The organism is Rhodococcus sp. 4CII (assembly GCF_014256275.1).
GTDB classification, from domain to species: domain Bacteria; phylum Actinomycetota; class Actinomycetes; order Mycobacteriales; family Mycobacteriaceae; genus Rhodococcus_F; species Rhodococcus_F wratislaviensis_A.
The window spans coordinates 7169692-7195500 of record NZ_JACCFE010000002.1 but is presented as its reverse complement, the minus strand read 5'-3'; the positions used below and the strand labels follow the sequence as shown (position 1 = coordinate 7195500).

The window sequence follows — 25809 nt, the reverse complement described above, 5'->3', positions numbered from 1 at the left end:
AGTCAAGGGTTTGGTCTTCTCTTCCACCAAATTTCACACCTGGGGTATGAAATCGGCACCCTGAACCCTCGCCCGGTAGGACGTCCGCGACATTCCGGGTGATCAACCGCCCATTTTCACTACAACCGCTCCCTGGACGTGGTATTCCCCTGACAGGACCCGAACCAAACCTTCCGGTCTGTCGAGCGCTGGAGGAGTCGGTCACCGCACCGAATGCGGCCGGTTCTCGCTGTCGTCGGGATCGGCGTCGGGGGCGGCATGCCGCGGACGACGGCCCGCCGTCTCGAGATGCGGCGCGATCACGGCGAGCGCGTCCGGTGTCGTCATCGTCCAGTGCGTTGCGTCGACCGGGTATTCGACGACGGTCCCGCGCACGAACCGGCCCCAACAGGTGACCGGGTCCACGTGGAATCCGTCGTCGAGGGCGGCGGTGAAGAAGACCAGGTCGCCGTCGAACTCCCGCGGTCGGTGGGCGTCGATCAGATCCGGGGCGCGGAGCGCGTTGCCGTAGATCCGGTCGAGTTGCGGCGCGGTCAGGGCGGCCAGTGGGCCTCCCACGACGCGCAGCAACGCCGCTGCCCGCTCGGCGTCGAACCGTCCGCCCGGGGCGAGTTCGTCGAGAACCCCCGGGTCGGGGAGGTCGAGGCCCGCACCGCCGAGGAGATCCGCGGTGGTCGCGGTGTTCTCCACGTTCCGGTCGAGTCCGACGTAACTGTCGAGCAGACCGAGTAGGCGGACCTCTTCGCCGGCACCCTGCAACTGCACCGCCATCTCGTGGGCGATGACGCCGCCCAGCGACCAGCCCAGCAGGTGGTACGGGCCGTGCGGCTGGATGGAACGGATCTCCCGCACGTAGCGGGCCGCGAAGTCGGCGATCGTCTCGAGACTCGGACCGTCCTCGGTGAGGGCGGGCGACTGCAGACCGTACACCGGCCGGTCTTGGGTCAGCTCGCGGCTCAAACCGGCGTAACTCCAGGCCAGCCCGATGAACGGATGCACGCAGAACAGCGGTTCGGCGGTCCCTCTGGTGCGGATCGGGAGAAGCACGTCGAGCGACCCATTCGCATCCCGCGCACCGTCGGGTGCCCCCTGCTGGATGCGTTGCCCCAGCGACCGCGGAGTCGGGTCGGCGAACATCCACTGCAGCGGGAAGTCGGTGCCGAGTTCGGCGCCGAGCGCTGACGCGACCCGGGTGGCGATCAGTGAGTTGCCGCCGAGGTCGAAGAAGCTGTCGTCGACTCCGACGCCGACGACACCGAGGACGTTTTCGAACACCGTGACCACGGCACGCTCGGCCGCCGTTCGCGGGGCCTGGTAGTCGGCGGCCGCGGACCGGACGGGCGCGGGCAGCGCCGTGCGGTCGAGTTTGCCGTTCACCGACAGCGGCAGGGCATCGAGGTGCACCACGTGCGCCGGAATCATGTACGACGGAACGCGGGCCGACAGGTGCGCCCGCACATCGGACCAGTCGGCCGGGCGGCGTCCCACCAGATACGCCACCAGGGCCTCTTCGCCGCGCTCGTCGCGGTGCACCACCACCACCGCCTGCGACACCCCCGCATGCGCCTCCAGCGCCGCCTCGATCTCCCCCAACTCGATCCGCTGTCCCCGCAACTTCACCTGGAAATCAGTACGCCCCACATACTCCAGAGCCCCATCGCCACGACGCCGCACCAGATCCCCCGTCCGGTACATCCGCCCACCCGCGGCAAACGGATTCGCCACGAACCGATCCGCCGACAGATCCGCCCGACCCAGATAGCCGCGCGCCAACTGTTCGCCCGCGAGGTACAACTCCCCTGCCACCCCGACCGGCACCGGATGCAACCGCCCATCGAGCACATGCAACTGCGTATTCCACACCGGACGCCCGATCGGCACCGTATGCGTGTCCGCCGGACCCGTCTCCCAGTACGTGACGTCGACCGCAGCCTCCGTCGGACCGTACAAATTATGCAAACCAGCACCACTGACCGCCCGGAACCGCGACACCTGCTCCGGCGTCAGCACCTCCCCCGAACAGAACACCAACCGCAACGAATCACACACCGCCACAGCCGGTTCCGACACGAACACCGACAACATCGACGGCACGAAATGCATGGTCGTCACGTGACGTTCCTGCACCAGCCCCGCCAGGTACCGCGGATCGCGGTGGCCGTCCGGCGCGGCGACCACCAACGTGGCCCCGACCTGCAGCGGCCAGAACAGCTCCCACACCGAAACGTCGAACGTCACCGGCGTCTTCTGCAACACCACGTCCTCGCTGGTCAACGCGTATTCGTGCTGCATCCACAACAAACGGTTCACGATCGCACCGTGGCTGACCGCGACACCCTTCGGCCTCCCCGTCGAACCGGATGTGAAGAGAACGTACGCCGTGTTCGCGGCGGTCAACGGCCACAGCCGGTCCATGTCGGTGACGGGCGTGCCGTCGTAGCCGGACAGATCCTCGGAGGCGACGTCGATAACGGGGAGGGTGCCCGCGCCGGGGCGCGTGTTGCCGCTGACCAGCACGCACACCGGTCGCGCGGTGTCGAGCACGTAGGCGGTGCGGTCGACCGGATGATCGGGGTCGACCGGCAGGTAGGCGCCGCCCGCCTTCACGACCGCATAGATCGCCACCAGCAGGTCGACCGACCGGCGCATCGCCACCGCCACTACCGACTCGGGACCGACGCCCTGCTCTATCAGGCGACGCGCCAGCCTGTTGACGCGGTCGTCGAATTCGGTGTAGGTCAGCTCGTCCGTGTCGAACACCACTGCGATCCGGTCGGGATCCGCGCCGACCCTCATGTCGAACAGCGAGGCCAGGGTGCCGGACAGTACGTCGTGCAACGTGGCGTTGGTGCCGGCGATCTGCTTCCGCTCGCCGCTGCCGAGGACGTCGATGTCGCCGACCGCGGTGTCCGGGCCGTCGGTGGCCGCCCGAAGAACCTGCAGGAACCGTTGGCCGAACACGTGCATGGACGGCTCGTCGTACAGATCGGAGGCATACGTGAGGCGGGCCGCGATCCCGTCCGGTCGGCCGTCGGAGTCGAACTGCTCCATCAGGGTCAGTTGCAGATCGAATTTGGCGATGTCGACGTCGAAGTCGACGCCGCTCACCGACAGGTCGCCCAGTTCCAGGGTGGTCTGGTCCAGGTTCTGGAACGCGAGCATCACCTGGAACAGCGGGTGCCGCCCGGTGGACCGTTCCGGGTTGATCACCTCCACCAGACGCTCGAACGGCACGTCCGCATGGGAGAAGGCGGCCAGATCGGTCTCCCGCACGTCGGCGAGGAGTTCGGCGAAACTCCGGCCGCCGTCGACCTGCTGTCGCAGCACCAGCGTGTTGACGAACATGCCGATCAGGTCGTCGAGGGCGCGTTCACCGCGTCCCGCGACCGGGGTGCCGACGGCGATGTCACCGGTTCCGGCGAGTCGGCTCAGCAGTACCGCCAGCGCCGAGTGCACGACCATGAACAGGGAGGCGTTCGCGTCCCGCGCCGCACCGAGCAGGCGGCCGTGCAGGTCGGTCGGCACGGTGAAATCGACGGTGCCCCCTCGATACGATGCGACCGCGGGGCGCGGCCGGTCGGCCGGCAGGTCCAGCTGACCCGGCATGCCCGTGAGAGTGCGTGTCCAGAACCCGAGTTGCCGTGCCGCCATGGATTCGGGATCGGTCTCGTCTCCGAGCAGTTCCCGCTGCCACAGCGCGTAGTCGGCGTATTGCACCGGCAGCGGCGCCCAGCCCGGGGCGGTGCCCGCTGCGCGTGCCGCGTACGCCGTCATCACGTCACGGACCATCGGCGCCATCGACCAGCCGTCGCCGGAGATGTGGTGCACCACCAGAACCAGCACGTGTTCGGTCGCCGACAACCGGTAGATCCGCGCCCGCACCGGAACGTCCGTGGTGACGTCGAAACCGGCGGTCACGAGTCCGGCGATCAGGGCGGGGAGCGTCGCCTCGTCGGTCGGCACCACCGACAGGTCGGCACCGCCCCGGCCTACGGGCAGGATCACTTGGTGCGGGCCGTCGGACGAGTCCGGGTACACCGTGCGCAGCGACTCGTGCCTGCCGACGACGTCGGTGAGCGCGCACTCGAGTGCGTCGACGTCCAGGTCGCCCGACAGCCGCACCGCAACCGGGATGTTGTGCACGGCGGAGTCCGGGTCGAACCTGTTGAGGAACCACATGCGGTGCTGCGCCGACGACAGCGGAATGTGGTCGGGGCGCACCGCCGGTGCGAGTGCCGGCCGCGCGGCGGCCGTCGCGTCCCGCGAATCCAGCAGTGCGGCCAGTGCGAAGACGGCGGGGGCCTCGAACAGCGAACGGATCTCTACCCGGCGGCCGAGCTGCTCCGACAACCGGGCGACCACCCGGGTGGCGACGAGGGAGTTGCCGCCCAGGTCGAAGAAATTCGCGTCGGCCCCGACCTGTTCGACGCCGAGCACGTCGGCGAACACCCCGGCGACGGCCTCCTCGGTGGCTGTCGCCGGATCACGGTATTCTCCTGTCGCCGAGACGAAGTCGGGGGCGGGCAGGGCCTTGCGGTCCAGTTTGCCGTTGGCGGTCAGCGGCAATGCCTCGAGCACGACGAGGGCAGCGGGAACCATGTAGCTGGGCACGGTGCCGCCGACCTCGGCGAGCACCGCGGCGGGGTCGACCGCGGCGCCGTCGTCGGGGACGACGTACCCGATCAGGGCGGTCCCGGTGTGCGGATCCTGGTGGGCGACGACCACGGCCTGTCCCACACCCCGGCTGGCCACGAGTGCGGACTCGATCTCGCCGAGTTCGATGCGGAAGCCCCGGACCTTCACCTGGAAGTCGGAGCGTCCGAGGTAGTCGAGGGCGCCCTTCCCGTCCCGGACGCTCCAGCGGACCACGTCGCCGGTGCGGTACAACCGCGCGCCGGGCGGACCGAAGGGGTGGGCGACGAAGCGCTCGGCGGTCAGGTCGGTGCGACCGACATAGCCGCGGGCCAGTTGGTCGCCGGCCAGGTACAGCTCGCCCGCCACCCCGACCGGAACCGGGTTCAGCCGGGCGTCCAGCACGAACACCTGCGTGTTCCATTCGGGGCTGCCGATCGGAATGCTGTCGGTCTCGGTGCCGGTGTGGGTCCAGGCGGTCACCGACACGGCGGCCTCGGTGGGCCCGTACAGGTTGTGTAGCGCGACCCCGCCGAACAGCCGGCCGAAGCGGGCGGCGGTGTCTGCGGGCAGCGCCTCGCCGATGCACAACACCCGGCGCAGTGCCGGCTGCTCGCCCGCGCCCGGGGTCGCCAGGAAGGCGTCCAGCAGCGACGGCACGAAATGTGCTGTCGTGACGCGCTGCTCACGCATGAGGTCGGCCAGGTAGGCCGGGTCGCGGTGGCCGTCCGGGCGGGCGATGACGAGGCGGGCTCCGGCGGTGAGCGGCCAGAACAGTTCCCACACCGACAGATCGAACGTCGCCGGCGTCTTCTGCACCACGGTATCCGTCGTGTCGAGCGGGTATTCGTGTTGTTTCCAGCGCAATTGGTTCGCGACGGCGGCGTGCGACACCGCGACACCCTTGGGCCTGCCGGTGGAACCGGACGTGAAGATCAGGTACGCCGTGTTCTCCGGCCGCAGCGACGCGAGCCGGTGCGCGTCGGTCACCGGCCCATGCGGGCGGCCGGTGAGATCGAGGGTGTCGATGTCGATCACCCGGACGTCCTCGGCGGCGAAGCCGTCCGCGGACGTCGTCAGGACGCACACCGGTCGCGCCGCGTCGAGGACGTAGGCGAGGCGTTCCGCCGGATGGGCGAGGTCGATCGGCAGGTACGCGCCGCCGGCCCGCAGCACCGCATACATCCCCACCAGCAGTTCGATCGACCGGTTCATCGCCAGTCCCACCACGGATTCCGGACCCACCCCGAGATCGATCAGCCGGTGCGCGAGCGCATCGACGCGGCGGTCGAACTCCGTGTAGGTCAGTTCGAGACCGTCGAACGAGACCGCCACCGCATCGGGGGTGCGCGCCGCCTGGGCGGAGAACAGTTCGGCGAGCGTCGTCGGCGGCAGGTCGACGGCTGTGTCGTTGAACCCGTGGAGGACGGCGTGCCGCTCGCTGTCGTCGAGAAGGTCGATCGCACCGACCGCGACGTCCGGATTCCGCACGATCGATTCGAGGATGCGGACGAAGCGTTCCGCGAACGTGCGCACGGTCGATTCGTCGAAGAGATCGGTGGCGTAGGTGAACTGGGCCTCGATCACGTCCGGGGTTCCGTCGACGTCGTGTTTCTCCGACAGCGTCAGATGCAGATCGAAGTTGGAGATCGAGTTCGGCACGTCGAGCCCCTCGACGTGCAGCCCCGGCAGCGCGAGGGTGGTGGCGGCGAGGTTCTGGAACGAGAACGCCACCTGGAACAGCGGGTGATGCGCTCGGGAACGCACCGGGTTCAGCACGTCGACGAGCCGCTCGAACGGAATGTCGGAGTGCGCGAACGCGTTCAGGTCGGTCGACCGGGCGACGGTCAGGCCGTCCACGAACGAACTCGCGAGATCGACGTGGGTCCGCAGGACCAGCGTGTTGACGAACATGCCGACGAGTTCGTCGAGGGACTCCTCGCCGCGGCCCGCGATGGGGGCGCCGACGGCGATGTCGGATTCGTTGCTCAGTCGTGCGAGCAGCACCGCGAGCGCGGTGTGCATCACCATGAACAGCGACGCGTTCCGGCTGCGCGCGAGTGCCAGCAGAGCCCTGTGGGTGTCGGCGTCGACGGTGAACGGCACGTGCCCGCCGCGGTGGGACGCGACCGCGGGCCGCGGCCGGTCGGCCGGCAGCGCGAGCCGATCCGGCAGGCCGTCCAGGGTGCGGGTCCAGTACGCGATCTGGGCGGTGGCCACCGAATCGGGGTCGGCCTCGTCGCCGAGCAGGTCGCGCTGCCAGAGGGCGTAGTCGGCGTACTGCACCGGCAACGGTGTCCACCGGGGAACGTGTCCCTCGGCGCGGGCGGTGTAGGCGAGCATGACGTCCCGCGCCAGCGGGGCGAGTGACCAGCCGTCACCGGAGATGTGGTGGGCGACCATCACGAGGACGTAGTCTTCGGCACCGACCCGGTACATCCACGCGCGCAGCGGCACGTCCGCGGTGACGTCGAAGCCGGTCGTCACGAGCGCCGTCACCCGTTCGAGGATGTCGTCGGGGTGCGCCGGGACCGGGGCCAGGTCGGGCACCGCGTCACCGGCAGGCACGATCACCTGGTGCGGCCCGTCAGCGGAATCGGGGTAGACGGTCCGCAGCGCCTCGTGCCTGCCGACGAGGTCGGCGATGGCGATCTGCATGGCGCGCACGTCCACCGCACCCGACAGCCGGAGCGCGACGGGAAGGTTGTAGGCGGGTGATGCGGTGTCGAACTGGTTGATGAACCACATGCGCTGCTGCGCCGGCGACAGCGGAATGTGGTCGGGCCGGGGCCGCGCCGACAACGCCGGGCGGTGCACCCCGTGGGTGGTGGTTTCGGTGACCCGGGCCGCGAGTGCGGCGACGGTCGGCGATTCGAACACCTGGCGCACGCCGACGTGGACGTCGACGGCGGCGTTGATCCGGGACACCACCTGCGTGGCGAGCAGCGAGTTTCCGCCGAGGTCGAAGAAGCTGTCGTGGATGCCGATTTCGGGCAGCGCGAGGATGTCCGAGAAGATGCCGGCGACGATCAGCTCCATCGGGTTCCGAGGCGCCTCGAAGACCCGCGCTGCCGCCGCGAAGACCGGATCGGGCAGCGCCGTCCGGTCGAGCTTGCCCGCCGGGGTGAGGGGCAGCACGTCGAGGAGGGTGACCGATGTGGGAACCATGTAGGCGGGCAGGGTGCGGCCGACGAAATTCGCGACCTCTACCCGGTCCACGTTCTCGCCGGTGAACGGCAGCACGTACGCGACGAGGGACGTCTCCCCGTTCGGGTGCTCGTAACCGATCGTGGTGGCGTACTCGATCTGCGGGTGCGCGGTGAGCGCCGCGTCGATCTCACCGAGTTCGATCCGGAACCCGCGGATCTTCACCTGGTGGTCGGTGCGGCCGACGAAATCGAGCACGCGGTTCTCCCGCCACCGCACGAGGTCGCCGGTGCGGTACAGCAGGTCGCCGGGCTCCCCGTACGGGTCGGCGACGAAACGTTCGGCGGTCAGTCCCGGCCTGCCCAGGTATCCGCGGGCGAGACTCGGTCCCCCGACGTACAGTTCGCCCGGCACACCCACCGGCACCGGACGCAGTCGCTGGTCCAGCACGAGTGCCCGCACTCCGCGGCTCGGGCCGCCGATGGTGACGGGTTCACCGGCCCGGAGCGGTTCGGTGATGGACGACATGATCGTCGCCTCGCTGGGACCGTACGCGTTGACCATGCGGCGTCCGGGCGCCCAGCGGGCGACCAGTTCCGGTGGGCACACGTCACCGGCGACCACGACGACGGCCAGGTCGTCGAGCCCGTGATGGTCGACCGACGCCAGCGCCGCCGGTGTCGAGAACGCGTGGGTGACGCGTTCGGCGGCGAGCAGTTCCGCGAGTTCCGATCCCCCGTAGATGGTGGGCGGGGCGATCACCATCGTCGCTCCCGCGCCGAGCGCCATCAGCATCTCGAACACGGAGGCGTCGAAGCTCGGGGACGCGAAATGCAGTGTCCGCGAACCGGACGTGACCCCGAGGAGCTCACGTTCGTCGGTCACCAGGTTCGTCAGGCCACGATGTGTGACCGCGACCCCCTTGGGCCTGCCGGTGGATCCGGAGGTGTAGATGACGTACGCCACCTGATCGGACAGGATCGGCCGCATGCGGTCGCGGTCGGTGAACGGCAACCGGGATTCGTGGGTGCAGCGCACCTCGAGTGCCGGGTCGTCGAGCAGCATCCATCGGACCGAGTCCGGGAGGAGTTCCCGTTGCGCGGACACGGTGAGCCCGACCATCGCCCCGGAGTCCTGCACCATGTGCAGGATGCGGTCGGCGGGATACCCGGGGTCGACGGGGACGAAGGCAGCACCGGATTTCGCCACCGCCCACACGGCCACCACGGATTCGAACGACCGAGGCAACGCCAGCGCGACCCGGGTTTCGGGTCCCACCCCCCGGTCGACGAGCAACCGGGCGAGCTGGTTCGACTGTTCGTCGAGGTCCCGGTACGACAGGACCTCGCCCTCGAAGACGACCGCAGGCCCCTCGGGTGCGGCGGCAACCGCGTCGGCGAGGATCTCCGGCAGCAGCTGCACCGGCCGTGCGTCGGCGCCGCGCACCGGGGTGAGGGCGGCGTACTCCTCGTCGCTCAGGACGGGGATGTCGCCGACCGGCCGGTGCGGGTCGGCGACCACGGCCTCGAAGATCCGGTGCAGGCGTATCGCATACTCGGCCGCGGTGTCTTCGTCGAAAATGTCGGTCGCGTAGACGAGTTCGGCGTCGATGCCGGCTGCCTCGCCGGCCCCGCCGAGCCGCTCGGTGAGCGTGAAGTGCAGGTCGAACTTGGCGATGCTCGCCGGAACGTCCAGTGGTTCCACCGACAGCCCGTCCAGTTCGAGTCGGTCGGCCGTCACCGCCTCCACGCCGAGCGCCACCTGGAACAGCGGATGGTGCGACGTGGAGCGGACGGGGCTCAGGACCTCGACCAGCCGCTCGAACGGCAGGTCCGCGTGGGCGAACGCCTCGAGGTCCACGTCCCGGGCCTGTTCGAGCAGCGCCGCGAACGGTCTTCCGGGGTCCACCGTCGTGCGCAGGACGAGCGTGTTGACGAACATCCCGATGATGTCGTCGAGTTCCACCCGGCCGCGGCCGCCGACGGCTGTGCCGACGGTGATGTCGGCGGTGGTGCCGAGGCGGCCCAGGAGCACGGCGAGTGCGGCGTGGGCGACCATGAAGAGACTGGCGCCGTGCGCCCGCGCGAGTTCGGTCAGGGCCCGGTGCGTGCCCGCGTCGAGGCTGAACCGCGTGGCCGCACCCTGATGGGACGGGACGGCGGGCCTGACCCGGTCACCCGGCAGGGACAGCTGATCCGGGACGCCGGCGAGCGCCCGCGTCCAGTACTGCAGTTGCGCGGCGGCGAGGCTGCCCGGATCGGATTCGTCGCCGAGCACCTGCCGCTGCCACAGCGCGTAGTCGGCGTACTGCACCGGCAGCGGCGCCCAGGTGGGTGCCCGGCCCGCGGCGCGGCCGGCGTAGGCGATCATCAGGTCCCGGATCAGCGGTTCCATCGAGGCGCCGTCGGCCGAGATGTGGTGGACGACGAGGGCGAGGACGTGCTCGGTATCGCCGAGCGAGTACACCTTGACCCGCAGCGGCACGGCCTGGGACACGTCGAACCCGGCCAGGAGGAACTCCCGGAGGTCGGCGTGCAGGGCGGCTTCGTTCACCCGGACCCGCGCGGTGTCGGGACTGAACTCGCCGGGTTCGAGGATCACCTGGTGCGGCCCGCCGCGGGAATCCGGGAAGACGGTCCGCAACGATTCGTGCCGGGTGATCAGATCGTCGATCGCCGACGTCAGCGCCGCACGGTCGAGCGATCCGGTCAGCCGGACGGCCGCGGGCAGGTTGTACGTCGCCGACGAGGTGTCGAACTGGTTGAGAAACCACATCCGTTGCTGTGCGAGTGACAGCGGGATCCGGTCGGGACGCGGCTGCGGCACCAGGTCCGGCCCGGCGGAAGCGCCGTCGCCGGCCTCGGACATTCGCGGCGCCAGCGAATCTGCCAGCGCGAGGACGGTCGGGGCTTCGAAGACGTCACGCACCGTGACCCGGATGCCGAGCAGGGCGCCCACCCGGGCGGTCACCCGCGTCGCGGAGAGCGAGTTACCGCCTGCATCGAAGAAGTCGGTGTCGAGGCCGATGTCCGTACCGCCCAGCACTTCGGCAAACGCGTCCGCGATCGACCGCTCGAGTGCGTTCCGCGGCGCCCGGTACGCGATCTCCTTGGCTGCCGCGCCGAAGTCGGGCGCGGACAGGGCGCCCCGGTCGAGTTTGCCGTTCGGGGTCAGCGGGATGGTGTCCAGGAACACGAGCGCCGACGGAACCATGTACCCCGGCAGTGCCTGACGCAGGAACGCGAGCAGAGCTGCCGGATCACGGTCGGCGCCCGCACCGACGAGCACGTGCGATGCCAGTCGTGTTTCCGAGGGGGACTCGTACCCCAGGGTGGCAGCGAATTCGACGTCCGGATGTGCGTTGAGGGCGGCATCGATCTCGCCGAGTTCGATACGAAGGCCGCGAACCTTGATCTGATGGTCGGAGCGGCCGAGGTATTCGATCGCGTGTCCGGGAAGAGTTCCGTCAGTCATGCTGCCGGTCACACCGGAATGCACTGCGCGCCAGCGCACTATGTCACCGGTGCGGTACATCCGGGCACCGGCGGCCTCGAACGGACTGGCCACGAAGCGGTGTGCCGTGAGCGCGGCACGCTCGTGGTACCCGCGCGCCAGCGCCGGTCCCAGCAGATACAGCTCTCCCACGACACCGACCGGCACGGGCCGCAGCCTCGAATCGAGAACCACGGCGGCGACCCCGGGCAGCGGCCCGCCGATGGTGATGTCTCTGCCCGGGCCGAGCACCGAGCTGAACGTGGCGCCCACCGTCACTTCGGTGGGACCGTACCCGTTGACGAGTTCGATCCGGTCGGCCCATCGCGCCACTGTCTCCGGTGGGCAGGCGTCGCCACCGACGACGATCGAGCGTAGGTCGTCCAGTCCCTCCGGGTCGACCGACGCCAGGGCGGCATTCGTGATGGTCATGTGCGTGACGCGCTCGGACTGCAGCACCTCGTGCAGCTCTACACCGCCGTACACACCGGGCGGACAGACCACCAGCGCGGCCCCGGCAGTGTGGGCCAGGAGCAATTCGAGGACGGACAGGTCGAACGTCGGGGACGCGAGGTGCGCGACCCGGGACTTCTCGGTGGTCCGCACCGCGGCGGTATACGAGCCGGCGAGATTCGCGAGGCCGCGGTGGGATACCACCACGCCCTTGGGCAGTCCCGTCGAACCCGACGTGTAGATGAGATACGCAGGATGATCGACGTGCAGTGCGGAGGTGCGGTCCGCGTCCTCCATCGGCTCCGTGCTCGCCGAGGACAATTCGCGGAGCACCTCCGGGTCGTCGAGTACGAGCCAGTCGGTCACACCCGGGAGGCGTTCGGCGAACTCGGCGCGGGTGACACCGACGACGACTCCCGAATCCCGCAGAATGTGCGCGATGCGGTCCACCGGATGCGCGGGGTCGATCGGAACATAGGCCGCACCGGTCTTGGCAGCGGCCCACACGCACAGCACCGATTCGACGGAGCGCGGCAAGGCCACTGCGACGTAGGTTTCCGGGCCGACGCCCATCCCGACGAGCGCACGTGCCAGCTGCGTCGATCGCCGGTCCAGCTCACGGTAGTCGATCGAGACACCGTCGAAGACGAGCGCAGTGGAGTCCGGATACCGTTCCGCCGTCCCGACGAGCAGCTCGGGCAGGGTGGCGTCCGCGAGGAGCGGCCCGCCCCACACCGGCGCGAGGGACTGTTGCTCGGCGGCACCCAGGATGGCGATATCGCCGACGGCGATGTCGTCGGCGGAAGCGACCGCCTCGAGGATCCGCAGGAATCGGTCCGCGAATCCCGCGACAGTGGCGCGTTCGAAGAGTTCCGATGCGAATGTGAAGGCACCGGAGATCCCGTGGTGGTGTCCGGCGTCGTCCACGATCTCGGCGAGCGCCAGATCCAGATCGAACTTCGCGATGTGGGGATCGAAGTCGACGGCCTCCACCACCAACTGCGGCAGTTCCAGCGTCACCGGTCGCAGGTTCTGGAAGGCGAACATGACCTGGAACAGCGGGTGCCGATCGGACGACCGGGTGGGACGCAGGATCTCGACGAGCCGGTCGAAGGGAACCTCTGTGTCCTGGAACGCCGTGAGATCGACATCGCGCACCTGCTCCAGGAGAGCGTCGACACTCTCGCCGGGGTGAATCCGTGTGCGCAAGGCGAGGGTGTTCACGAACATTCCGACGAGCGGGTCGAGGCCCTCGTCGCCGCGGCCGGCGACGGGTGTGCCGATCACGATGTCCGTACTGCCGCTGAGCCTGTGCAAGAGCGTTGCGAACGCAGCATGAACGACCATGAACAGCGTGGTGCCGCCCTTCTGGGCGCGCTCGACCAGCCCCCGGTGGGTGTCGGCATCGATCACGAATTCCACACGTTCGCCGCGGTGCGACGCTACCGCGGGACGAGGGTGGTCCGTCGGCAGATCGATTGCCTCGGGCGCACCGTCCAGAGCCGCACGCCAACGCTCGATCTGCTTGGCCGACAGACTGTCCGGATCGTCCTCGGCGCCGAGGAGTTCCCGCTGCCACACACTGTAGTCGGCGTACTGGACGGGCAGCGGCTCCCAGGACGGCGCCAGTCCTTCCACTCGGGATGCATATGCGGCCATCACGTCGGCGGCGAGCGGACCGAACGACCATCCGTCTGCAGCGATGTGGTGCGCGACGAGCAGCAGCACATGTTCGGATCGGTTCTCCCGGAACAGGTGGATTCGGAACGGGATCTCCCGGGTCACATCGAAACCGGCGGCTGCGTACTCGGCGATCCGGAGCATTAGCTGGTCCGGCGCGGTTCGGATCGGTGTGAGATCGAATTCTGCCGCGGCGGACGGCAGGATCTCCTGATGCGCACCGTCCGCCGAACCCGGATACACGGTCCGCAACGTCTCGTGACGTTCGAGAACGTCACCGAGCGCTGCACGCAAGGCCGGGACGTCGATCCGGCCCGACATCCGCAGTGCGAGTGGGATGTTGTACGCAGACGACGAAGGATCGAACTGGTTGAGGAACCAGATCCGCTGCTGCGCCAGCGACAACGGGATCCGTCCGGGACGCTCGCGCCGCGTCAGCGCGGGCCGCCCCGAGGACGCGTCCGGCCCCGACGTGGCCACTGCGGACACGAGTTGACGCACAGTGGGGTTGTCGAACAGTGTGCGAACGGAGACGCGGGTGCCGAACGCCGAACCGACCCGGGAGACGACCTGGGTGGCGGACAACGAGTTGCCACCGAGAGCGAAGAAGTTGTCGTCCACGCCGATACGTGATTCGCCCAGCACATCCGCGAACGCTGCGGCGACGGCGAGCTCGTCCGCCGTATCGGGTGCGGTGAATCGGGTCTGGCTCGCGAACACGGGCTCGGGGAGGGCGCGGCGGTCGAGCTTGCCCGCCGGTGTCAGCGGGATCGAGTCGAGGACCATGATCGAACCGGGGACCATGTGCGCCGGCAACGCCCCGCCGACGAAGGCGGTCAGGTCGTCGACGTCGACCTCGTTGCCCGACGCAGCACAGACATAGGTGACCAGTGCTGCGACGCCGGATTCGGTGACGTGCGCGACGGTCGCGGCGAATCCGACCGCAGAATGCGCTCGGAACGCGGAGTCGATCTCACCGAGTTCCACACGGAATCCGCGAATCTTCACCTGGAAGTCGCTGCGCCCGACGTATTCGATGACGTATGTCCCGGTGCGGGACTCGACCCATCGGACGAGGTCGCCGGTGCGGTACATCCGCCGACCGGGTGCGCCGTGGGGGTTCGCGACGAAACGCTCCGCGGTGAGACCGAGGCGCTGGTGGTAGCCGCGAGCAAGTGCGGGCCCCGACACGTACAGCTCGCCCGGCACACCGGGGGGCACGGGATGCAGCCGCGCATCGAGCACGAAAGCCTCGACACCGCGCACAGGGCGGCCGATGGTCATCCGCTCGCCGAGCATCAGCGGTCCACTCTGCGTCACCATCATCGAGGACTCGGTCGGCCCGTATCCGTTGAACAGTGCCCGCCCCGGTACCCAACGCTCGGCGAGATCGGCACCCCAGGCCTCTCCTCCGACGACGATGACGGCGAGTTCATCGAGTCCCGTGGGGTCGACGGACGCCAACGCCGCCGGTGTGATGAAGGCGTGCGTGACTCCCTGCTCGCCCAGGAGTTCGGCGAGCTCCGTACCGCCGTACACCGAGTGGGGAACGATCACCATCGTCGCGCCCGCGCAGAAGGCCATCAGATACTCGAACACGGAGGCGTCGAAACTGGGTGATGCGAAGTGCAGGGTCCGGGCGTCGGCGGTGAGTTCGTACTCGTCGGCCAGCTCGGTCAGGAGGTTCGCGAGTCCCGAGTGTGTGACGGCGACGCCCTTGGGCAGTCCGGTGGATCCGGACGTGTAGATCAGGTAGGCGAGTTGGTCCGCGTGCATCCGTCCGAGGCGATCGGCCGCTGTCACCGCCGCCGAGGAATGGGACTCCACCAGCGCAGTGTGGTCGGGATCGTCCATCACGAGCCACCGCGCCGAGTCGGGCAATCCGCCTCGGAACTCGATCGTCGTGAGGCCGAGCGCGGCCCCCGAATCGCCGAGCATGTGTGCGATCCGCTCGGCCGGGTAGCTCGGGTCCACCGGCACGAACGCGGCACCTGTCTTGGCAACGGCCCAGACGGCGAGCACCGACTCGATCGAGCGGGCCAGCGCGACGGCCACGAACGTCTCGGGGCCGGCTCCGGCCTCGATCAATTCGCGCGCCCAGAGGTTGGATCGCCGGTCCAGTTCTCCGTAGGTCATCGAACGGCCGCCGAAGACCAGCGCAGTCGCGGACGGGTCGGCCGCCGACTCGGCCAGAACTTCGGGCAGCAGTCGAGCAGGTCGACACGGGGCCCCGCGAACCGGTGCCAGGCGGGCCCTCTCGGCGTCGTCGAGGAGATTCACATCGCCGACCACAGTGGTGGGGTCTGCGATCACTGTTTCGAGGATTCTCACGAGCTGCGCCGCGTACCGGCGCACGGTAACGTCGTCGAACAAGTCTGCGGCGTAGGTGAACTCGGCACGAATACCCGACGGAACGCCCGCGGGGTCGATGGTCTCGCCCAATGTCAGCTGCAGGTCGAATTTCGCGACGCGCGCGTCGACGGCCTCCACACGCACCCGGAGTCCGGGGAGCTCGATGTCGTCGAGTGCCGTCGGCTGCATCGACAGCGCAGTCTGGATGACCGGGTGATGCGCGGACGTCCGCGTGGGTTCGAGAACGTCGACGAGCCGCTCGAAGGGGAGGTCCGCGTGGCCGAAGGCTCCGATGTCGCCGTCGCGTACCCGCGTCAGCAACTCCGCGAACGTCTCGGCGCTCTCGACCCGCGTGCGGAGCACGAGCGTGTTGACGAACATTCCGACCAGGTTGTCGAGAGCGCGTTCGCCACGTCCGGCGATCGGCGCGCCGACGGCGATATCGTCCGACGCGGACAAGCGGGCCAACAGGAGCGCGAAGGCAGCGTGCGCCACCATGAAGACCGTGGCTCCGTGTTCACGCGCCAACCGCTCTATGCCGCTGTGGATCTCGGGGTCGATGGTGAAGCCCACGGATCCCCCGGCGTAGGACTGCTCGGTCCGGCGTGGGCGGTCGAAGGGGAGTTTCAGCTCGTCCGGGAGACCGTCGAGCGTCCGCGTCCAGTACTCGAGTTGGCGTCGGGCGAGGGACTCGGGCTCGTCCTCGCTGCCGAGGACCGCCCTGTGCCACAGACTGTAGTCGGCATACTGGACCTCGAGCGGAATCCACTCCGGACTCCGGGACTCTGCTCGGGCCGCGTACGCGGTCATGACATCCCCGCCGAGAGGTCCGAACGACCAACCGTCGGCGGCGATGTGATGCAGCGTGATCGCCAGGACATGTTCGCCGGAACCGGTACGGAACAGCGTGGCCCGCACCGGCAGGTCCTCGGACAAGTCGAACCCGCGCGAGGCGAATGCGATCATCCGGGAATCGAGCTCGCCCTCCGGGACCTCCACGACCTCGAGGGGCATCGAGAGATCCGCCGCGGACACGACGACCTGAGCGGGTCCGCCGTCCGTGTCGGGGAAAACGGTACGAAGCGACTCGTGACGTCCGACTACGTCGTCGAGTGCCTGCGACAGCGCTGCGACATCGAGAGCACCGGACATGCGGACCGCGAGCGGCAGGTTGTAGGCGGGCGAGGCCGGGTCGAACTGGTTGATGAACCACATCCGCTGCTGCGCCGGTGACAGCGGTATCCGGGCCGGCCGCTGCACCGCGGACAGCACCGGGCGCGCGCCTCCTGCGGCCGTGGGCTCGGCGAGGCGAAGCGCCAACTCCGCGACCGTGGGCGCGGTGAACACATCGCGCACAGAGATTCCGGTGCCCGAGAACTCACCGAGCCGCGCCGCCACCCGTGTGACGGAGAGGGAGTTGCCGCCGAGGTCGAAGAAGTTGTCGTGCGCACCGACCCGGCCCGAGCCGAGCACGTCTGCGAACACTGCAGCGACCGTGCGCTCGGCCGCATTTCGCGGTGCGATGTACTCGGTGGCAACGCGGAATTCAGGAGCGGGCAACTCTTTGCGATCGAGCTTTCCGCTGGTGTTCAGCGGGAACTCGTCGAGCACTGTGACCGCGGACGGCACCATGTACGACGGCAGGGATTCGGAAGCCTGTCGGCGTAGCTCCACAACGTCCAGCTCGCCTCCGGGTGTACCGACGACGTACGCGACCAGATGATCGCCGACGGTGGTATCGGAGTACACCGACACGACGGCACCCGTGACCGCCGGGTGCGACCGGAGCACTGTCTCGATCTCGCCGAGTTCGATGCGCTGACCACGGAACTTCACCTGGAAGTCGGTACGTCCGATGTAGACGAGCGATCCCGCCGACGTCCATCGCACGAGGTCGCCGGTGCGGTACATGCGCTCACCCGTGCGTCCGAACGGGTTCGCGACGAATCGATCGGAGGTGAGGTCGACGCGGCCGAGGTATCCACGTGCGAGCTGAGCACCGCCGAGGTAGAGCTCACCCGGAACACCGACGGGAACGGGGTGCAGCCGGGAATCGAGCACGTAGACCTGTGTGTTCCATTCAGGCACACCGATCGGCACGTCCGTGGTGTCGGCTTCACCGGTCTTCCAGTACGTCACCGACACCGCGGCCTCGGTGGGCCCGTACAGGTTGTGCAGTCCGGCCGCGAAGAGTTCCCGGAAACGCAGGACAGTCGCGGGCGGCAGCGCTTCGCCGATGACGAACACGTGCCGCAGCGAACGGCACGACCCCACGGCGGCGGCCGCGACGAACACGTCGAGCATGGACGGCACGAAATCGGTGACCGTCACCGAACGCTCGTCGATGACCCGAGTCAGATAGGCGGGCTCTCGATGCCCGTCCGGAGTGGCCAGCACCATGGTGGCACCCACCTGCAGGGGCCAGAAGTAGCCCCACAACGACACGTCGAACGTGGTTGCGGTCTTCTGCAACCACACATCCCGATCGGTGAGTGCGTACTCCGACTGCATCCAGAACAGTTGATTCACGATGGCCGCATGCGGTACCGCGACTCCCTTGGGCTTGCCGGTGGACCCGGACGTGTAGATGACGTACGCAGGGTGTGCAGGCCGCAACGGTTCGATACGTTCTGCGTCGGTCAACGGCACCGCGGAGACACCCGAAAGGTCGAGAGTGTCGAGGTCCGACACGGGGATCCCGTTCGGCAGGTCCGGTCGGTCGGCCGAGGTGGTCAGCACGCACACCGGCTGTGCCGACGCGAGCACGTAACTCGTTCGCTCCGCCGGGTGATCGGGATCGACCGGCACGTATGCACCACCGGCCTTGAGTACGGCGTAGATTCCGACGACCAGTTCCAGCGACCGCCGCATCGCCACGGCCACTCGGGTTTCGGGTGCCACACCCAGTGTGATCAGATGCCGGGCCAGCTGGTTCGCGCGCGCGTCGAGGGCTGCGTACGTCAGCACGTGACCGTCGAAATCGACAGCAACAGCATCGGGTGTACGCGCCGCCTGCGCCTCGAACGACGTCAGCAGCGTCGACTCCGGCACGTGGTGGTCGGTGGCGTTCCAGTCGTGCATCACGCGCGCGTACTCGCCCGGTATGAATCCGGTGACCTCGGCTACCGCGGCGGAGGGCTCTGCGATCAACGCACGGATGACCGAATCGAGCCGCGCCGCAATCAGCTTCGCTTCGTCGCGCTCGAAGGTGTCCGGCAGGTAGGCCACCCCGAGCCGCAGGGTGTCATCGACCTGGGCCATCAGGCTCAATGGGTAGTGGGTGACACTGTGCACCTCGACCGAGTCCACGCGCATCCCGACGATATCGGTCTGCGCCTGCAGCGCCGCCTGATCCACTGGGTACGACTCGAAGACGGTGAGCGTGTCGAACAGCACCCCGACCCCCGCCTCGGCCTGGATTTCCGTCAGGCCGAGATAGTGGTGATCGAGCAAATCGGCCTGCTGCCCCTGCACCCGGGCCAGCAACCCGGCCACCGACTCGTCGGCGTCGATTCGTACCCGGACCGGGACGGTGTTGATGAAGAGCCCGACCATCGATTCGATCCCGGGGATGTGCGGGGGGCGGCCCGAGACGGTGGCGCCGAATACGACGTCGTCCTGTCCGGTGAGTCGCCTGAGCAGCAGAGCCCAGGCAGTCTGGATCACCGTGTTCGGCGTGACGCCGTGCTGTCGGGCGGCCGACAGCAGCTCGGCGGTGTCCGCCTCGGAAAAGTGGATCGGAACTTCCTCCGGGTCCACCGTCACGGTGCCGCCGGTGCGGGCGGGCGCGAGCAGAGTCGGCTCGTCGAGCCCTTCCAAGGCGTGCGCCCACGCGGCCCGCGAGGCGGAGGGGTCTCGGCGTGCCAGCCAGTCGAGGTATTCCCGGTACGGCCGGACCGCCGGTAGCGCGGACTGATCGCCCGCGGTCGCGTAAAGCACCAGCAGGTCCTGGACGATCAGGGGGATGGACCATCCGTCGAGGAGGATGTGGTGGTTGGTCATCGCCAACTCGTGCCGCTCGGCGCCCGTGCGCACGAGCAGCAGACGCAGCAGCGGCGCGTCGGACAGGTCGAACGGTGCGGTCCGGTTGTCTGCGACCAGCGCCTCGAGTTCCCCTTCCGCGGAAACACTCTCACGGCCCGACAGGTCGACCACGGTCAGTGGGACCTCCACCCCGCGCAGGGGGATCTGCGCCGTGACGTCGCCGTCCTGTACGAACACCACCCGCAGGTTGGAATACCGCTCCAGGAGCGCAGCGGCGGCGGCCCGCATCCGATCCGCCGACACGTCACCGAGCAGGGTCATCCGCAGCTGAGAATGGTAGACATCGACACTGTGCTCGGCGGCCAACAGCGAATGGAAGTGGAAACCGGCCTGCAGCGGCGACAGCGCCCACACATCCTCGAGGGTCGGGTACGCCCGCTCCCAGACCTCGATCTGAGACTGGCTGAGCGCCACCGTACCGATGTCCGACGGGGTCAGTCCCCCACCGGACCCGGCGACGACGTGCTCGATCTGTGAGGCAAGCGCCTGCTGCCACAGATCGACGAGTTCGCGAACCTCGTCGGCTGCGAGCAGTTTACCGGCGAACCGCACTGAAGCACCGAGTTGAGGTCCAGCATCGGTATCCGTCACTCCGACATTGATCTCGATCGCTGCGGAAGCACTCATGTCCTGATCGGTGTCACCCGAGAAGACGCGCGACGACGCAAGATCCGGCACCCAGCCGAGCTCACGCATCTCCGGGGACAGATCGCCCATCCCGGTCTTTCCGAGGTAGTTGAAGACGACCTGGGGCGGGTCGAAGCCCGCGAGAACGGTGGCTGTCGCGGGATTGAGGTATCGCAGCAGTCCGTACCCGACGCCCCGGTCGGGGACCGCGAGGAGTTGCTCTTTCACCGCCTTGATCGCGGCGCCGGCCGAGGCGCCGCCGACGAGTGCGTTCTGGGTGTCCACCCCGTCCAGCGTGAGACGCACCGGATACACGCTGGTGAACCAGCCCACGGTACGAGACAGATCGGCGCCCGGCACGACCGACTCCTCGCGGCCGTGACCCTCGAGGGTGATGTACGCAGAGGCGGCGTGCACCCCGCGCGCACGGCGCCACTCGGTGAGGGCCACCGCGAAACCGGCAAGCAGCGAATCACCGACCGAGCACCGGAAGGCCTCCGGCACGCGGGCCAGCAGCGTGCCCGTGATCTCGGTGGACAGCTCGACGTGCAGCTCCTGCGTGGTCGAGGTCCGGTCCCGCACCGGATCGAGAGCCCTGTCGCCGAGGAGCGGGTCCGGAGCGTCGACGACGCTTCGCCAGTAGTCGAACTGCGCGAGGGTGGACGGCTGGCGGGCAGCCTCGGACAACCCGTGCGACCACCGCCGCAACGACGTACCGACCTCCGGCAGGTTCGGAGCGTGACCGGCTGCGACGGCACCTCCCGCCGCAACGAGGTCCGGCACGATGATCCGCCAGGAGACGCCGTCGACGACCAGGTGATGAGCAACCACGAGGAGCCGCCCGGGCCGGGTCGCACCACGATCCAACCAGACGAACTGCGTGAGCACCGGGGTCTCGAAGTCGAACCGGTCGGCCGCGGCGGAGAGTTCGCGGTCGATCAGCGCATCGAAGGCTGCGTCGTCGAGGTCGGGGTCCACCGGCACCGTCGTGACCAGTCGATCGGCGTCGACGGCACCGGCGGGCAACACCGAGTGACGTACGTCCGCACCGTCGCGGACCAGTCGGGACCGCAGCGCGTCGTGCCTGTCGAGCACTGCCTGAACCGTCGCGACGATGTCCGATCGTTCGATCCCGGTCGGCAGCGTGAGTAGCACGGACTGCGAATACCGGCCCACCGGACCCGACCGGTCTAACAGTGATCGGACAACCGGGGTCAGCTCGACGTTCCCCACGCCGCCACCCGCCAGTTCGGCGAGCGCGAGCCGGTCCGCCGACGCGGCGGTAGCCACTTCGGCGAGCGCGGCAATGCTCTTGCGCTCGAACACGTCCCGTGGGGTGAACACGATCCCCGCGGCCTTGGCTCGCGACACCAGCTGGATCGATACGATGCTGTCGCCGCCGAGAGCGAAGAACGAGTCGTTCACCCCCAGGTCGTCGACGCCGAGCGCCTCCCGGAACAAGGCCGCGAGTGTTTCCTCCATCGGAGTACGTGGCTCCACTCGGGCGACCGCGACGTCGCCGACGGCCGGAGCAGGCAATGCCGCTCGATCCAGTTTGCCGCTCGCGTTGAGCGGGAAGGCGTCGAGCGTGACGAACCCGTCCGGAATCATGTATTCGGGCAGCCGACTCTCGGCATACGCCGTCAGAGCCTGTGTGTCGACTGTCGCGCCCGTACGTGTGACGAGGTAGGCCACCAATTGTTCGCTCGCCGCTCCGGAGTACACGGTCACGACCGCCTGGGCAACCGGGTCGGCCGACTCGAGTACCGCCTCGATCTCACCGAGCTCGATCCGCAGTCCGCGCAGCTTGACCTGAAAATCGTTGCGGCCGAGGTATTCCAATTCGCCCCGGCTATTCCAGCGAAGACGGTCACCGGTCCGGTACATCCGAGTGCCTGGCGCGTCGAAGGGGTTGGCCACGAACCGATCGGCAGTGAGGTCGGGGCGTCCCGCGTATCCGCGAGACACCTGGGTGCCGGCCAGGTACAACTCGCCGGTCACTCCGGCAGGACTGGGGTGGAGCCGCTGGTCCAACACGTAGGCTCGGGTGTTCCACACCGGTGTACCCACGGTGACGATGCCCGAGTTCGAGGTGTCCACCCATGAGGTGGTGGAGGCGGGCGCGACCTCCGCGGGACCGTACGCGTTGAGGACGGCAGCGTCGGAGACGGCCGCGAACCGCCGCGCCACATTGACGGACAGTGCCTCGCCGCCGACGAACACGGTACGCAGCGAGGAGAACCGGGACGGCACGATCACGTCGGTGAAGACGGCGAGCATCGACGGGACGAAATGTATCGCCGTGATCTGCTCGGTGTCGACCAGTTCCGCGAGGTAGTCGGGATCCTTGTGTCCGTCCGGTTCCGCGATCACGACGCGTGCTCCCACAGCCAGGGGCCACAACAATTCCCAGAGGGATGCGTCGAACGACTGTGGTGTCTTGACGACAACCCGATCGGTCTCGTCCAGCGCGCCGAGAGACATCAGGAACTCGAAGTGGCTTCCGAGACCGGCGTGCGAGACGGCCACTCCCTTGGGTCGGCCGGTCGAACCCGAGGTGAAGATGACGTAGGCGAGGTTGTCGGCCGCGAGTGGCCGCAGCCGGTCGCGGTCCGTCACCGGGGCATCGTCGAACCGGTCGAGTTCGAGACCGTCCATCGGGAGCACCCGGACTCCGGAGTCTGCCTCGAACTCGCCTCGAACTGCGGTCAGGACGAGAACCGGGTCGGAGGCCTCGATGACGTGGGCCGCTCGCTCCGCCGGAAGGTCGACGTCGAGTGGCACGTACGCCGCGCCACTCCGCAGCACAGCGTGCAGGGCGATCAGAAACTCGATCGACCGGCGGGCTGCGACCGCGACGGTGGTTTCGGTTCCGGCGCCTTCGGCGATGAGTGTGCGGGCCAACCGGTTGACCCGCGAGTTGAATTCCCGGTACGTCAAAGACACGTCGCGGTACACCACCGCCACCGCATCAGGTGTCCGTGCAGCCTGCTCGTCGTAGCGGGCGAGGTAGGGCCGCTCGCTCAACCCCACGTCCGTGGCGTTCCATTCGCGCAGTACGCGAACCAGTTCCCGTTGATCCAGCACCGGCAGGTCGCCCACCGCCGTGCCCGGATCGGCCAGCGCCGCCGCCACGATCCGCGCGAAACGGTCCGCGAACGACTCCACCGTGTCACGGTCGAACAGATCGACCGCGTACGTGAACGCACCGGTGAGACCGGACACGGTGCCGCGCTCGTCTCGGATCTCGGTGAGGGTCACGTCCAGATCGAATTTCGCGATCTCCGGATTCATCTCGACGGCGCTCACCGTCAGACCCGGCAGTTCCAGCACTCCCGGTTCGAAGTTCTCGTATGACAGACCCACCTGGAACAGAGGGGGACGGGCTGTGGACCGGGCGGGTTCGAGTACCTCCACGAGACGCTCGAACGGCAGATCGGCGTGCGCGAACGCGGCGAGGTCGAACTCCCGCACCTGTGCGAGCAAGTCGGCGAATGACAGGTCACCGGATACGCGCGCGCGCAGGGTGAGGGTGTTGACGAACATGCCGACGAGGTCCTGCAGGGAGGGTTCGCCACGGCCGGCGACGGGCGTGCCCACGGTGACGTCCACCGCGTTCGACAGTCGCGAGAGCAGAACCGACAGCGCGGCGTGCCACACCATGAACGGCGTGGCAGCGGAGCGGGCCGCGAGGTCGGCGACGGCTTTCGCCGTGGCTTGGTCGACCGAGAACGATACCGTCGCACCCGAATTCGTCGGGACGGCTGGGCGGGGTCGATCAGCAGGCAACTCCAGCAGGTCGGGGATGCCGTCGAGCGCCGCGGACCAGAATTCGATCTGCTCGGCAGCCTGCGACCGGCCGTCGGTCTCGTCGCCGAGGAACTCCGCCTGCCAGTAGCTGTAGTCCGCGTACTGCACGTCCAACGGCGCCCACGACGGTGCCCGCCCAGCCGTACGCGCCGTGTAGGCGAGCAGGATGTCACGTGCGAGCGGGGCCATCGACGATCCGTCGGCGGAGATGTGGTGCACCACCACGGCCAGCACGTGTTCGTCGGCGGACAGTCGCAGCAATGCCGCGCGCAGCGGCACCGCGGATGTGACGTCGAAGCCCTCGGTGGCGAGCGCCACGAGTCGCGCCGGCAGCTCCGCCTCGGCAATCGGCTGCACGTCGAGATCGAGGGACACCTCGTCGGCGCCGACGATCACCTGATGCGGGCCGTCCGTCGAGTCCGGGTACAGGGTACGCAGGGACTCGTGCCGGTCGAGGACGTCGCGGATCGCCGAACGCAGTCCGTCGCCGTCGAGAATGCCGGACAGCCGCAGGGCGAAGGGCATGTTGTAGGCCGCGGATGCAGTATCGAACTGGTTGAGGAACCACATGCGACGTTGCGCCGGGGACAGCGGAATTCGTCCGGCACGCGTGACGGCGACCAGTGGGGCACGTGGTGCCGTCGGCACTGTTCCCTCGATACGCTCCGCGAGGGCCCCGACGGTGGGGGCATCGAACAGGTCACGCAGGGCGAGCGGCGCACCCAGCTCGGCCCGAATACGCGAGGTGACCCGCGTGGCGACGAGCGAGTTACCGCCGACGTCGAAGAAGTTGTCCCGGAGGCCGATACGGTCGAGACCGAGAACCTCGGCGAAGATCTCCGCGAGGTTGGCCTCGACGGATGTGCGCGGGGCCACGTACTCCGTGGCGGAACCGCCGAATTCGGGTGCGGGCAGCGCCTTGCGATCGAGCTTTCCACTGGTATTGAGCGGGAATTCGTCGACGACCATCAGCGCTGCCGGAATCATGTATGCCGGCAGGGACGCGGCCGTGCACTCTCGAAGTCGCGTGGTATCGAGGTCGTGTCCCGGCTCGGGCACGACGTACGCGACGAGGTGATCGCCGGTGCCGGGATCGGAATGGACCTGCACGGCAGCGCTGGTGACCGACGGGTGTGCCCGCAGGACGAATTCGATCTCGCCGAGTTCGATGCGCTGACCTCGGAACTTGACCTGGAAGTCGGTGCGCCCGATGTATTCGAGTGCACCCGCCGACGTCCATCGCACGAGGTCGCCGGTGCGGTACATGCGCAGGCCGGCAGTGAACGGATTGGCCACGAACCGGTCCGAGGTGAGATCGACGCGGCCGAGGTATCCCCGGGCCAGCTGCTCGCCCGCCAGATAGAGCTCACCGGCAACGCCGGGGGGCACCGGGTGCAGGCGCGAATCGAGAACGTAAACCTGGGTGTTCCACTCGGGCACGCCGATCGGTACCGTGCCGGTGACCGTGGTCGCGGTGTCCCAGTACGTGACCGAGACTGCAGCCTCGGTGGGCCCGTACAGGTTGTGGTCGCCACTCCTGGCAGCCCACGCGCGCGGTCCGATCCGGCGTGC

1 pseudogene is annotated in these 25809 nt (G+C 68.5%); it reads right to left on the bottom strand.

Annotated elements, in window-relative coordinates:
- Nucleotides 1-201: 201 nt before the first annotated feature.
- Nucleotides 202-25809: pseudogene (locus tag H0B43_RS42945) on the bottom strand (non-ribosomal peptide synthase/polyketide synthase); the annotation flags it as partial.